Source organism: Pseudoprevotella muciniphila (assembly GCF_003265305.2).
GTDB lineage: Bacteria > Bacteroidota > Bacteroidia > Bacteroidales > Bacteroidaceae > Alloprevotella > Alloprevotella muciniphila.
The window spans coordinates 2,072,752-2,086,555 of record NZ_CP033459.1 but is presented as its reverse complement, the minus strand read 5'-3'; the positions used below and the strand labels follow the sequence as shown (position 1 = coordinate 2,086,555).

The following is a 13,804-nucleotide window of genomic DNA, read 5'->3' as shown; positions in this document are numbered from 1 at the left end:
CAAATAAAAGTATTGCACATTGGCTGCAATTCATTACTTTTGCAGTGGTATTATTAGCAAATCAAACAATCATTAACAAAAGACAGAACTTTATGGCAAAACAAAAGAAGTTCATTCTGCAGGAGAATGAGATACCCACGCAGTGGTACAACATTCAGGCAGACATGAAGAACAAACCGCTCCCACCCCTCAATCCCGCGACGAAAGAGCCGCTCAAGGCAGAAGACCTCTATCCTATCTTCGCACAGGAATGCTGCAGTCAGGAACTCGACCAAGAGCACCAGTGGATAGACATTCCCGAACCCGTTTTAGATAAATATAAGTACTACCGTGCCACACCGCTCGTTCGCGCCTACGAACTCGAAAAGGCACTCGACACACCGGCGCACATCTACTTCAAGAACGAGAGCGTCAATCCGCTCGGTTCGCACAAGGTGAACTCCGCACTGCCGCAATGCTATTACTGCAAGGAGGAAGGCGTAACGAATGTTACCACCGAAACTGGTGCAGGACAATGGGGCGCAGCACTCAGTTATGCTGCCAAGGTGTTCGGACTTGAAGCCGCAGTGTATCAGGTGAAACTCAGTTTGCAGCAGAAGCCATACCGTAGCATGATGATGCGCACATTCGGAGCAGCAGTGGTAGGTTCGCCATCCATGTCCACCCGCGCAGGAAAGAACATCATCACCCGAGACCCCAACCACCCGGGATCGCTCGGAACAGCCATCAGCGAAGCCATAGAACTCGCCACAACGACACCCAACTGTAAGTACACCCTCGGCTCAGTGCTCAACCATGTGTCGCTCCACCAGTCCATCATAGGCCTTGAGGCAGAAAAGCAGATGGAGATGGCAGGCGAGTATCCCGACACCATTATAGCCTGCTTTGGCGGCGGCAGCAACTTCGGAGGGCTTGCCTTCCCCTTCATGCGCCATAACCTCCTCGACGGCAAGGACACAGAATTCATAGCAGCAGAGCCCGCAAGTTGTCCGAAACTCACACGCGGCGAGTTCCGCTACGACTTTGGCGACGAAGCCGGCTACACGCCATTGCTCCCTATGTACACCCTTGGGCACGACTTCAAACCTGCCAACATCCATGCCGGTGGCTTACGCTACCACGGAGCAGGAACCATCGTCAGCCAACTCATCAAGGACGGCATGATGCACGGCGTGGACATTCCGCAACTTGAAAGTTTCGATGCCGGTATGCTGTTTGCCCGCACAGAAGGCATCATACCCGCACCTGAAAGTTGCCATGCCATAGCAGCCACCATACGCGAAGCCATCAGGTGCAAGGAAGCCGGAGAAGAAAAGGTTATCCTCTTCAACCTCTCCGGACATGGCCTCATCGACATGACGGCATACGACAGCTACATCAATGGCGACCTCCACAACTACACCCTCGAGGACAGTGTAATACAGGAGAACCTCGCCAATGTGCCTGAAGTGTGAGAACTGTCGTCCGACACATACATCATAAAAGCCTTTCGCAGCATAAAGCGCTGCAAAAGGCTTTTTTCTTTGCCTCCCGCCATGAGTGGCGATTGGTCTCTGCTTACTTCAGCACACCGAGTTCTTTGCCCACTTTGATGAAGGCTGCGATACACTTGTCGAGGTGTTCTTTCTCGTGTCCGGCAGAAATCTGCACACGGATGCGTGCCTGACCTTTCGGAACGACAGGATAATAGAAACCCGTAACGTAAATGCCTTCTTCCTGCAAAGCGGCTGCATAGCGCTGCGACAGAGGAGCATCGTAGAGCATCACAGCGCAGATGGCGCTCTGTGTAGGTTTGATGTCGAAACCTGCTGCCATCATCTTGTCGCGGAAATAGTTGACATTCTCCACGAGTTTATCGTGGATGGCATTGCTTTCCTTCAGCATCTTGAACATTTCGATACCAGCACCCACTAAACCAGGAGCGAGACTATTGGAGAAGAGGTATGGACGGCTGCTCTGACGCAGTTTGGCGATGATCTCCTTAGGACCTGTGGTGAAACCACCCATAGCACCACCGAAACTCTTGCCAAGCGTACCAGTGTAGATATCCACACGGCCATAAGTGTTGTAGAATTCGCTCACACCATGACCTGTAGGACCTACCACACCAGCCGAGTGGCTCTCGTCAACGAGCACGAGGGCATCATATTTCTCAGCGAGGTCGCAAATCTTGTCCATCGGGGCTACATTGCCATCCATTGAGAACACACCATCAGTGCAAATGATGCGGAAACGCTGTGCCTGTGCTTCTTGAAGGCAACGTTCGAGATCTGCCATGTCGGCATTGGCATAGCGATAGCGCTTAGCCTTGCAGAGACGTACACCGTCAATGATAGAAGCATGGTTCAGTGCATCGCTGATAATGGCATCCTCATCGGTGAGCAGAGGTTCAAACACACCACCGTTGGCATCGAAGCAAGCAGCATAAAGAATGGTGTCCTCTGTCTTGAAATAATCGGAGATGGCAGCCTCAAGTTCTTTGTGGATGTCGCTCGTACCGCAGATGAAACGAACACTTGACATACCGAAACCGCGCTTATCCATAGCATCCTTTGCAGCCTGAATAAGACGAGGATGGTTGCTCAGTCCGAGATAGTTGTTTGCACAAAAGTTGAGCACTGTTTTGCCGCCAACTTCAATGGCAGCCTGCTGAGGACTTTCTATAAGGCGTTCTTCCTTGTAAAGACCTGCATCCTTAATGTCCTGCAGTTGTTTCTGAAGATGTTCTTGAAATTTACCGTACATTGTTTTAAGATATTGTTTTTCGCTGTTTGGGCGAGGTTATAGATATTCTTTCTGATAAAAACACACAAAGTAACACAATTATTTTTAAAAATAACCTACGAAAATTGAGTTAATTTGAGAAAAAAGAATTTCCTTTGCACAACAGAACACAATTCGTGTAAAAAAGAAAAAAATCGAATTGAAATAAAACTAATTTTATCAAGACGGATGAAAAATATATTAGTTATCGGAGCAACTGGACAAATCGGTTCCGAACTCTCAATGAAATTGCGTAGCATTTATGGTAGTGACAATGTTGTGGCAGGTTACATACATGGCGCAGAACCAACAGGCAGACTTGCAGAATCAGGACCATCAGCAGTATGCGACGTAACGGATGGTGCAGCCATCGCAGAAGTGGTAAAGACACACAAAATCGATACCATCTTCAATCTTGCAGCTCTCCTCTCTGTAGTTGCAGAAAGTAAACCAAAACTGGCTTGGAAAATCGGCATTGACGGCCTTTGGAACGTGCTTGAAGTAGCACGCGAAAATGAATGTGCTGTATTCACACCGAGTTCTATCGGTTCTTTCGGTCCCGAAACACCAAGCGACCACACACCTCAGGACACTATTCAGCGTCCGCGCACCATCTATGGTGTAAGCAAGGTAACCACAGAACTCCTCAGCGACTATTACCACAACAAGTATGGCGTTGACACACGCTCTGTGCGCTTCCCTGGCCTCATCTCCTACGTTACTCCTCCGGGCGGAGGTACTACCGACTATGCAGTGGACATCTATTATAGCGCCGTGAGAGGCGAAAAATTCATCTGTCCCATCGGAGCAGGCACTTATATGGACATGATGTATATGCCTGATGCACTTAATGGTGCTATCCAACTGATGGAGGCTGACCCCTCGCGCCTCATCCACCGTAATGGCTTCAACATCGCATCTATGAGTTTCGAACCAGGGCAAATCTTCGCCAACATCAAGAAATATCGCCCGGAATTCGAAATGGAATACAACATCGACCCACTCAAACAAAGCATTGCCGATAGTTGGCCCAATTCAATTGACGATGTCTGCGCACGACAGGAATGGGACTGGAATCCTGAGTTTAATCTCGACTCCATGACACGAGACATGCTCGAGAGACTCTCAGCAAGACTGCTTCAGAAATAAAGGAGGGGTCAATAAAATAACATGAAAAATGCCTGCGAGCCAACAACTTGCAGGATTTTTCTTTTCTGAAAACCCAAAGAAACCGACAACAATAATCCGATTATAACTATCTGAAAATGAATAATTTAGAAGAAACTAAACGGAAGGGGCAAGATGTAAAGAAACGCATAGCCGGACTTGACATTGTCCGTGTAACAGCCATCTTCTGCGTCATAGCAGGGCATTTCTTCTTGAATACACCTTTCATGCAAACACCATTTGCCGGTGTTTCAATGTTCATTCAGGCGGTTTTCAGAAATATCTTTGAAATAGGCGTACCACTGTTCCTCATGCTCACGGGCTACCTCAACATCAACAAGGTAGTCTGCAAGAAATACTATCGTGGCATGGTGAGGGTACTCGTCGCCTATCTGCTCTATTCCGTCATCACCATCCTCTTCCGCAAGTACTACATACACGAGGACCTCACGGCTGTGGCATGGGTCAGGAAAATCCTTGATTTCTCTGCCATCAACTATGGCTGGTACATTGAGATGTGGATAGGTCTCTTCCTGCTCACGCCTTTCCTTAACATACTTTACAAACACATCCCCGACAAGCGCACAAAACAAGTGCTCATAGCCACGTTGTTTCTGATGACGGCTGTGCCATCGCTCACCAACCGCTACGAACAACACATCTTCCCCGACTGGTGGCAAACCATCTGGCCACTGCTGTTCTTCTTCATCGGATGCTATATCCGGGAATACCGCCCTATAGTCAACACAGCAAAAGGGCTCGCCACCATCTTCGGCATCAGCCTGTTCAATCCCTTCTTCAACGTGCTTTTTGTGAAAAACCACTCGCTGATACAAATCACAGGCGGTGTGGATGGTGCTTTCGGCGTCATCATCGCCGTCATCGTCTTCTTGCTACTCTATCAGCGCGATGTCAGCAATGCTACGACGAAGAAAATCCTTGTAAAGGTATCCTTCCTCTCGCTCGACATGTATCTGCTCAGCTATATGTTCGACATGCTGGTGTACCCCTTACTGAAAGACCGCTACTTCGTCTCACAGGGACAGTTCGGCATCTGGTTCTTCGTCGCGGTACCTGCAGTATTCCTGCTCTCTCTTGCAGTCTCCTTCCTCTTCAGCCCGATAGTCAAAAAACTGAGTTGAGGGCACGCTTGGGAGGTATTCTAAAAATCGAAAACGGGTACTACAACTATCTTGTAACCATCTTTCTCAATCGTTCGTTTTTCAGCGTTCGTCACGATAACAAGGTTTCTGCAGTTCAATTCCTCAGCACACTCTACCAGACTATCTGTCTCACGCTTCTGTGTTTTGGGAGAACTCATGTCATAACACACTTGAACCAGCCGCTCTATGCGCGCTCCATCACGCAACACAAAGTCCACTTCTTTGTCATTGCGTGAACGATAATAGAAAATTGACTTTTCAGAATCGTATCCGCGACGTAGGAGCTCTATAAACACCTGGTTTTCAAGCAAACGCCCCAGATTCTCGCTTAACGAGAAAGCCTTTGCTGCTACAAAACCATTATCTACCACATAAACCTTTCGTGATGCCTTCTTCATTAGTCTTAACTTATTGTTATAACGATACAAATAGTAGAACATGAATGGTTCATGAAGATAATCCATATACTTTTTAGTAGTATTCACACTGGAGAACCCTAATTCCCTTGTCAGTTCATTGGCGCTCACGGCATTACAGAAATTGGAGACAAAGTACAATGCAAGGTTGTTCAAGTCGGATACATTACGCACATGATGCCGCTTTGCCACATCTTTCCACACGATTGAATCGAACAACGTGTCAAGATAAGTGCGGGTCAACTGGCGCGCTTTCACCACCTCAGGATAACCGCCATTTCTCAGGTAGTCGTCTATAAGTACTGCCCTCTCAGTAGTCTGCTCTGAACCAAGTTCTTTAAGATTAAGACCATTCCAATCAAAGAATTCTTCAAGACTGAACGGCAACATCTCCACCTGAAGATACTTTCCGGTCAGCGCAGTTGCCATCTCACTGCTAAGCATCTTGGCATTACTTCCCGTTATTATAAGATTCTTACCTTCCCTATAAAGTTCACTTATCCACAAATCCCATCCATCTAAATTCTGTACCTCATCAAGAAGAATATAATCGTAATCGGGATATACATCATCCAACATACGCATTACGAGATTAGAATTCCAGGATTCCAACAAAGCCTGACTGTCAAAATTCAAATAGGCAAAGTTCGTATTCCTCAACATCAACAGAGCCTGAGTGGATTTGCCGACACGCCGAGGACCGGTGATTAACTTGATAAGATTACTGCCTAACAAAAGCCGTGCATCCAATTTTGTCCGGCGAATCAAATAAGGGCGCGACATCAGCTCATCGCGTTCCTTTTTCTGATTGAAAAGAATTGTCTTCATTGTTCAGTTTTTACACAGGCAAAGATAAAAAATATTGTGTAATTTACATTTCTTATTGCATAAAAAACCGTTTTTTTATGCAACATGACATGTTTATTACATAAAAATTATGGTTTTTCTCTTCTTTTCAGCAAAAAAACAATCTTGCAAGCAATTCATCTACAAATGCCTGCAAGATTGTTTTAGTGGAGCTGGAGGGGATTGAACCCTCGTCCAAACGAAGAGTGAATCTGCTTTCTACACGCTTATCTCCGCTTCGTTTTTCGTGCGTTGGCAAGACCGGAGCCACCAACCAACGCCTTATCCTCTTAAATTTCGCCAAAATGCCGAGGCACACCCTGACTATTCCCGATATTCTTAGCACCGCCACTATGAAACCGCCTCGGAAAAAACGGCTGTTTCGGGCGATGTCCCGTTCCGCCTCCTGGAGACGGAATTAAGCAATCCTACTGTACTTCAGATTAGGCAGCGAGAGCGTATTTATTTTCGCCAATTAAATTTTCGGAAGCCGATATTAAAGTGCCCACTCCCAGGCGCACTGCGTGCTTACAAACCCCTTCAGTCGCTGTCAAATCCATTCAGCCCCGATTCAGGTTTGGGCTGCAAAAATACAACGTCCTTTTTAAATAAAGGCGCGTTTATACATTTTTTAACGGAATTTTCAAAATCGGAATTTTCGGAATAATCAGAAAACTCAGAATACTCCGATTATCTGCCAACAATCAACTCCCCCTGTCCATAAGCCGCTGTGTTTTCCCGCGCTTGTTGTACCACACAGCACCTTTATTGTCGCGAAAGCGGAGTGAAGGCGCTTCGTACCAGAATTCGAGCGGTGTGCTGCTCTTATGGTTGAAATAAAGTGGCAGTAGCCTGTGCCAAAGCCGCATTTTTGAAGAAAAGCGCACGAGGCAGTAGAGCCCGGCATTGACCGTGATGGCAGCAAGGCGTCCCTTGAAATTGAGCAGTTGCATCAGTGTGGCAGAATGTGTGCGCATCTTGATGTCGCCGTTGCCGAAATAGAACTTGGTGTAGCCTATGCCATCCTCATTCCACCCGATGCAGATATCGCGCGTGCCGTCGCTGTCGAAGTCGCCTGCCATGCATGTTTTCACCGTCATGGCATAAAACCGGTCGGTGGGAAAGCCGCGCAGGCTGACGGTATCCTTCCCATCCACTGCAAATCCCGTCCCTACCAGCATAAGCGTGTCGCCATCAATGGAAGGCATCGGAATGCTGACTGCCTCCTGTGCACGACAGACTGACAGCACAAAAAAAGTAATCATCAGGAACGATAAGCGCTTCATGGTGCAAAGATAATGATTTCAGGGTGCTATATCTGCAGGCAGCACACACTTCTTAACCTTTTTTAAATACCAATTATTTCGCCAATCCAGTCTGTATCACTAAATTCGCATGAAAATAGAAAAAACAGCATTATGATTGCAAGACTTTTATGGGTGGACGATGAGTTCGACATGCTCCGGGCGCACGTGATGTTCCTCGAAAAGAAAGGTTACAGCGTTTCGGCGGCCACGAACGGTGCCGATGCCATAGAGAAGTGTAAGCAGGAGAATTTCGACCTCATTCTTCTCGACGAGAACATGCCGGGCATGAGCGGACTTGAAACACTGCAAGGCATCAAGGAGATACAGCCCAATGTGCCTGTGGTGATGGTCACGAAGAACGAAGAAGAAGACATCATGGACCAGGCGATAGGTTCAAAGATAGCCGACTATCTCATTAAGCCCGTCAACCCCAACCAGATACTCCTCGCACTGAAGAAGAACATACACCAGCGCGAAATAGTATCAACCGTGTCGCAAACCGCCTACAGCAAGGAGTTTGCGCAAATCAGCATGCAAATCAGCGAACACCTCACCACAGAAGAATGGAAGGACCTTTACAAGAAACTAGTGTACTGGGAACTCGAACTCAGCGAGACCGACGGACCCATGAGCGAAATGCTCGCCAGTCAGAAGGAAGAAGCCAACCTGCAGTTCGTAAAGTTCATAAAGAACAACTATAAGCACTGGCTCGACAATCCCGACGACCGCCCACTCATCAGTCCCGACATCTTCAAGAAGAAGGTGTTCCCCCTCCTGCGCGAAGGGAGGAAAGTGTTCCTCCTCGTGCTCGACAACTTCCGATTCGACCAATGGCGCGTGCTGAGCCAGGCATTGTCCGACGATTTCGACATCGACGAAGACCTCTATTTCGGCATCCTGCCCACAGCCACACAATATGCCCGGAACGCCATCTTCTCAGGGCTCATGCCGCAGCAGATCAAGGAGATGTACCCACACCTCTGGGTGGAAGAAGAGGAGGACGAAGGCAAGAACCTCAACGAGGAAAGCCTCATACGCCTGCAAATGGAGCGATACCGCAGGAAAGAAGCGTTTACATACAACAAACTGAACGATTCCGTGGCTGCCGACCACCTCCTGGGGCAATTCGGGAAACTCACACAGACACCCCTCAACGTGCTCGTGGTCAACTTCATCGATATCCTCTCCCACGCGCGTACAGAGTCGAAAATGGTGCGCGAACTGGCACAGAACGAGGCGGCATACCGAAGCATCACACTCTCCTGGTTCCGACATTCTGCCATCAAGGACCTCTTCAAGACGCTCGCCACACTCGACTACGACATCATCATCACCACCGACCACGGCTCCATCTATGTGGACACACCTGTGAAAGTGGTGGGCGACAGAAACGTGAACACCAACCTGCGCTATAAACTCGGCAAAAACCTGACCTTCCCCAAGAAAGACGTGCTCGAAATGAAAGAGCCAAGACAGTTCGGGCTGCCATCGCCCAATCTCTCCACTACTTACATCTACACCTTCGGCAGGAAATTCTTTGCCTATCCCAACAACTACAACTACTACGTTTCCTACTACAAAGGCACGTTCCAGCACGGCGGCATATCGCTCGAAGAAATGCTCATACCTATTGTGGAACTCAAACCGAAACGCAGGCAATAAACCACTAAAAAGAACAACGAAATAACGAAATAACGAAATAACGTCATAACGTAATAACGAAAAAAGATTACGCCTCCCACTGAACAATGACAGAGATAATCATCATACTCATCCTGGTTGCCATCAACGGCTTCTTCTCCCTATCAGAAGTGGCGCTCATCTCAGCCAGGAAAACAAAGTTAAAAACCGATGCTAAAAACGGCAGCCGAGCCGCAAAGGCTGCACTCCTGTTGCAGGAAAACCCAGACATGTACCTCTCCACTTGCCAGATAGGCATCACCGTGGTGTCCATCCTTACGGGTATCTATTCGGGCAAAGAACTCGCCGACGATTTTGCTGCATTGTTAGAAAACATCGGCATGGCGCACGCTGTGGCAGGCACAGTGTCGCAGACCATCATCGTCATCGTTGCCACCTACCTGCAAGTGGAACTCGGAGAACTCTTCCCGAAACGCGTGGGGCTCGACATAGCCGACAAACTGGCGCGCGCCGTAGGTCCTTTCATGCTTTTCCTGGCAAAAATCACCAAACCCATCGTTACGTTCCTCACGTGGAACAACAACGTGCTCAGTTGGATGTTCAGGCTCAAACCCCAGGACTCAAGAGTGACGGAGGCGGAAATCAAGTCAATCATCGAAGAAGGCACCCGAAGCGGAGAAGTGCAGGAAGTGGAACAGGACATCATGGAGCGCGCACTCTTCCTCGGCGACCAGAGGGTGGTGTCGCTCATGACCCACCGCACCGACCTCGTCGCACTCGATGTGAACATGACGCAGGCTGAAGTGCTAAAAGTGCTCACGGAGCATTCCTTTGCCAACTATCCCGTGGTTAACGGGACAATAGAACAGACCTTAGGCATCATCTCGCTCAAGGACCTCGTACTCATCATAGGTAAGGAAGACTTCAACCTGAAGGACATCATACAGGAACCCACCTACATACCCGAGAGCATGACCGTTTACAAAGCGCTTGCGGAACTTAAACTGGCGCACCACAACTGCGGCCTCGTGTTCGATGAGTTTGGTTCACTCAGCGGCATCATAGCCCTCAAGGACATCATGGAGGGCCTCGTGGGAAGCATCGACGAACCCAACGAAATGCCCGACATCATTGAGCGGCAGGACAAGAAGAGTTGGGTAGTAAGCGGACAGTGCCTCTTCTACGATTTCCTCGCCTACTTCGACATGGAGAACGAATACTCACGCGAGTTCTCGACAGTGGGCGGACTCGTGCTCGATCAGTTAGAACACATCCCCCACGTGGGAGAACGCCTGCTCTGGAACAATTTCTGTATACAGGTGGTCGAAATGGACGAAACGAGAATAGAAAAAGTGGTCGTCACGTTGCGCGACACAGAATAAGAACACCCAACAGACTACAACCATTGAAACTTTACTCTAGAAATGAAGGATAAATTGATAGAAAAAATAAAAGTATCTCCTCTTTTCAAAGGCTGCAACATGGACAATATTGCAGAATTCATAAAAAAGTCTCCACACCGCATACGTCATAAGGACGAAGGGGCTTACATTGCCCGCAAAGGCAACGACTGCACAGACCTCACAATGCTCGTTGAAGGGGTAGCTTATGGCAGTATGGTCAATCAAGATGGCAAGGAAATAATTGTAGAAACACATACAGGACCTGCCATTTTGGCACCCGCATTTCTTTTTGCCGACGTAAACAAATTTCCTGTCAATGTGGTTGCACAAACAGCGTGTACAATTCTTTATATAGACCGCACCACTTTTCTAAAGTGGCTGCACCATGACAAACAAATAATGCAGAACTATATCAGCATGATTTCCAACCGCTGCCAACATCTCGGTAGACTACTCAACGACGTTGCGCTACGATCGCTCAAAGAGCGGGTCGTTGAGTATCTGAGTCTACACAAAAAGATAAAAAGCGTGGAACGTCTGGCACGCGTAATGGGTGTGGCACGCCCTTCACTCTCACGCGTGCTATCAGAACTGAGAGCTGAAGGCATCATTAAACGCACACTTGATGGTATAGAGTTGATAGTCTTGGACCGTTGACAGTCAACAATCAACTATCCAAGGCCTTCACATCCAAAAAACCAATCGCAATACAAAAAATGAAAAACTGTTAAAAAACCTGAAACGTAACATTTGTTACAACCTTATGATTTACGATAGTCTACTTTTGCAGTAAAGAATTACAAATCATAATAAAAACGTATTACGCAATGAAAAAGACTATCGTAGTTTACGGCTCTACCACTGGCAGTTGCCAGGATTTTGCCGAGAAGATTGCCAGCAAACTTGGCGAAAGTGATGTAATGAATGTGTCAGATGTCAGTGCCGACACACTGGCTGAATACGACAACCTGCTGCTGGGCTCCTCCACATGGGGAGCAGGAGAGTTGCAGGATGACTGGTACGACGGTGTGGAAACACTGAAAGCAACCGACCTCTCCGGCAAGACCGTTGCCATCTTCGGTTGTGGCGATGCAGAAGGCTATGGCGATACATTCTGCGGTGCTATGGCTGAAATTTATAATGCCGTAAAAGATTCAGGAGCAAACATTATAGGCCAGGTGCCTGCCGACACCTATTCCTATGAGGATTCAGAGGCTGTCAGCGATGGCATGTTCGTTGGTCTGGCTCTCGACTGCACCGAAAGCGACAACAACAGCGAGGAACGCATCGACAACTGGCTCAACAACATCCGTCCTGAACTATAACATTCTTCCAGAACTATGGCTGTAATAGAATCAGGCAAGGTTTTTGTGCCTAACGAAGCGATAGAATATGCCGCTGATGGTATCGTCAGCAAGGAAATCATACACACGCAGGGTGGCAGCGTTACCCTCTTCTCGTTCGACAAGGGGCAGAGGCTGTCAGAGCATAGTGCACCATTCGACGCCATAGTAACCGTAATCGACGGTGAACCGGAAATTATCATCGATGGAATGCCCCATCACCCCAAAGCAGGCGAAATGCTCATCATGCCCGCCAATCACCCCCATGCCGTCAACGCAACAACACGCTTCAAGATGTTGCTTACCATGATAAGAGGATAACACATGAAAAAGATTGATTTGAACAAAACCGTCTTTGAACTGGTTAGTGAATTCCCTGAGCTCACCGAAATAATGGTGAGCTTGGGGTTTAAGGATATAACGAAGAAAATTATGCTCAACTCTGTTGGACGCATGATAACCATTCCCAAAGGTGCCAAGATGAAGGGCATCCCAATGGAAAATGTACTTACTGCACTACGGGAGAACGGATTTGAAGTAGCTCTCTCGCGCAAAGAACTGTTGAAGTCGTACCTTCAACGACTCAACAAGGGCGAAAGCCTGGAGAGCGTGCGCGTGGACTTCGTGGAGCATTTCGAAGGTGTGGATTACGACGAGATAATGCAAGCAGAACAGGAAATGATGGAGGAGGGAGTACCCCTACGCGAGGTGCAACATCTCTGCGATGTCCATTCCGCCCTGTTTCATGGTAAAATGGCAACAGAACAGAGCCACGAGGAATCAGTAACGACTACTAATCAAAACGTTGTCCTTGCCACTAAACTGCGCGACATTGATGGTCATCCACTCCAAACCTTCTATACAGAGAACAAGGCACTGAAAGCACTCCTCGACGAGAAAACAAGTCTCAGAGAAAAGGTGGGGAAAAGTCGCGAAATAGCCATTCATTATGCTAAAAAGGGAGACCTTCTTTATCCCCTCTTGAAAGTAAAGTATGGCATTTATGGCCCGTCAGAAGTTATGTGGACTGTGGACGACGAAATACGCGATGAACTCACACGCCTCGTACGCGACACATCCGACAGCGACGAGTGGAACAATCGTGCAGAGGCAGTTTTACAACGTGCGGCAGAAATGGTATATAAAGAAGACAACATCCTCTTCCCACTTTGTGCAGCCAACTTTTCAGACGAGGAATGGAAACAGATTTATCGCGACAGCCTTGACTACGCACCATGTCTCGGGGTGCAACCGAACACATGGAATGAAGCAGAACAACAAGAAAAGTCCCTACCTGCGCATGAAGGTGAAATAGTTATGCCTGGCGGACATCTCACCATTGAACAACTCCGGGCTATGCTCAACACCCTGCCCTTTGAAATAACTTTTGTTGATGCACAAAACATCAATCGCTATTTCAACGAAGGTCCGAAACTGTTCAAACGCCCAGCGATGGCAATCGACCGCGATGTCTTCTCATGCCACCCACCAAAAATCGAACCTATGGTGCGAGCCATTATCAACGATTTCCGCAGCGGAAAACGCGACCAGGTGCCAGTATGGATGGAAAAATTAGGGCGTCTCCAATATATCAACTATATGGCTGTACGCGACCACAACGGGCAATACCTCGGCACTGTCGAAATCGTGCAGGACATGGAGTTTGCCAAAAAACATTTCGAAAAGTAATATATTCAAGTTTCGTAAGTTGGCAGGCATTATAATATCAGATTGTTGTATCTTCAAGTATTGAAG

General features: G+C 47.8%; 12 protein-coding genes and 1 other RNA gene. 9 read left to right on the top strand and 4 right to left on the bottom strand.

Going from position 1 to position 13,804, the window contains the following annotated elements; genetic code table 11:
* Positions 1-92 precede the first annotated feature (92 nt).
* Complete coding sequence (locus C7Y71_RS08355; protein ID WP_111899218.1) at positions 93-1,454, top strand: TrpB-like pyridoxal phosphate-dependent enzyme; 1,362 nt, start codon at positions 93-95, stop codon at positions 1,452-1,454.
* A 103-nt stretch (positions 1,455-1,557) separates the two neighbouring features.
* Here C7Y71_RS08355 and kbl read toward each other — a convergent pair whose 3' ends face one another.
* The gene (kbl, locus tag C7Y71_RS08350; protein WP_111899219.1) at positions 1,558-2,745 is read right to left on the bottom strand and encodes a glycine C-acetyltransferase; all 1,188 of its coding nucleotides are present in this window, start codon (positions 2,743-2,745) and stop codon (positions 1,558-1,560) included.
* A 207-nt stretch (positions 2,746-2,952) separates the two neighbouring features.
* Here kbl and C7Y71_RS08345 point away from each other — a divergent pair, with 207 nt between their 5' ends.
* Positions 2,953-3,912 (top strand): NAD-dependent epimerase/dehydratase family protein, encoded by a 960-nt coding sequence (locus tag C7Y71_RS08345; RefSeq protein ID WP_111899220.1) that lies wholly within the window; start codon positions 2,953-2,955, stop codon positions 3,910-3,912.
* Positions 3,913-4,028: 116 nt separating this feature from the next.
* Positions 4,029-5,072 (top strand): acyltransferase, encoded by a 1,044-nt coding sequence (locus C7Y71_RS08340; RefSeq protein ID WP_111899221.1) that lies wholly within the window; start codon positions 4,029-4,031, stop codon positions 5,070-5,072.
* 20 nt (positions 5,073-5,092) lie between these two features.
* On the opposite strand, the gene C7Y71_RS08335 is transcribed toward C7Y71_RS08340, so the two are convergent.
* The 3 genes from C7Y71_RS08335 to C7Y71_RS08325 form a co-directional block, all read right to left on the bottom strand.
* Positions 5,093-6,337: an ATP-binding protein gene (locus C7Y71_RS08335; protein WP_111899222.1), complete on the bottom strand. Its 1,245-nt coding sequence runs from the start codon at positions 6,335-6,337 to the stop codon at positions 5,093-5,095.
* 183 nt (positions 6,338-6,520) lie between these two features.
* Positions 6,521-6,923: a transfer-messenger RNA gene (gene ssrA, locus C7Y71_RS08330) on the bottom strand.
* Between the two features lie 136 nt (positions 6,924-7,059).
* The gene (locus C7Y71_RS08325) at positions 7,060-7,641 is read right to left on the bottom strand and encodes a hypothetical protein (RefSeq protein ID WP_146739486.1); all 582 of its coding nucleotides are present in this window, start codon (positions 7,639-7,641) and stop codon (positions 7,060-7,062) included.
* 132 nt (positions 7,642-7,773) lie between these two features.
* Between C7Y71_RS08325 and porX the strand changes: the two genes are divergently transcribed.
* The 6 genes from porX to C7Y71_RS08295 all read left to right on the top strand — a co-directional run bounded on the left by porX (position 7,774) and on the right by C7Y71_RS08295 (position 13,738).
* Entirely contained in the window at positions 7,774-9,324 is a 1,551-nt protein-coding gene (gene porX, locus C7Y71_RS08320; protein ID WP_111899224.1) for a T9SS response regulator signal transducer PorX, read from the top strand.
* A gap of 86 nt (positions 9,325-9,410) precedes the next feature.
* Positions 9,411-10,685, top strand: coding sequence for a hemolysin family protein (locus C7Y71_RS08315; protein WP_111899225.1), 1,275 nt, complete (start codon positions 9,411-9,413; stop codon positions 10,683-10,685).
* Positions 10,686-10,784: 99 nt separating this feature from the next.
* Positions 10,785-11,363 (top strand): Crp/Fnr family transcriptional regulator, encoded by a 579-nt coding sequence (locus tag C7Y71_RS08310; protein WP_193215884.1) that lies wholly within the window; start codon positions 10,785-10,787, stop codon positions 11,361-11,363.
* A 170-nt stretch (positions 11,364-11,533) separates the two neighbouring features.
* Positions 11,534-12,031: a flavodoxin gene (locus C7Y71_RS08305; protein ID WP_111899227.1), complete on the top strand. Its 498-nt coding sequence runs from the start codon at positions 11,534-11,536 to the stop codon at positions 12,029-12,031.
* A 15-nt stretch (positions 12,032-12,046) separates the two neighbouring features.
* The gene (locus C7Y71_RS08300) at positions 12,047-12,370 is read left to right on the top strand and encodes a cupin domain-containing protein (protein ID WP_111899228.1); all 324 of its coding nucleotides are present in this window, start codon (positions 12,047-12,049) and stop codon (positions 12,368-12,370) included.
* Positions 12,371-12,373: 3 nt separating this feature from the next.
* Positions 12,374-13,738 (top strand): DUF438 domain-containing protein, encoded by a 1,365-nt coding sequence (locus tag C7Y71_RS08295; RefSeq protein ID WP_111899229.1) that lies wholly within the window; start codon positions 12,374-12,376, stop codon positions 13,736-13,738.
* The last annotated feature ends 66 nt before the right edge of the window (positions 13,739-13,804 follow it).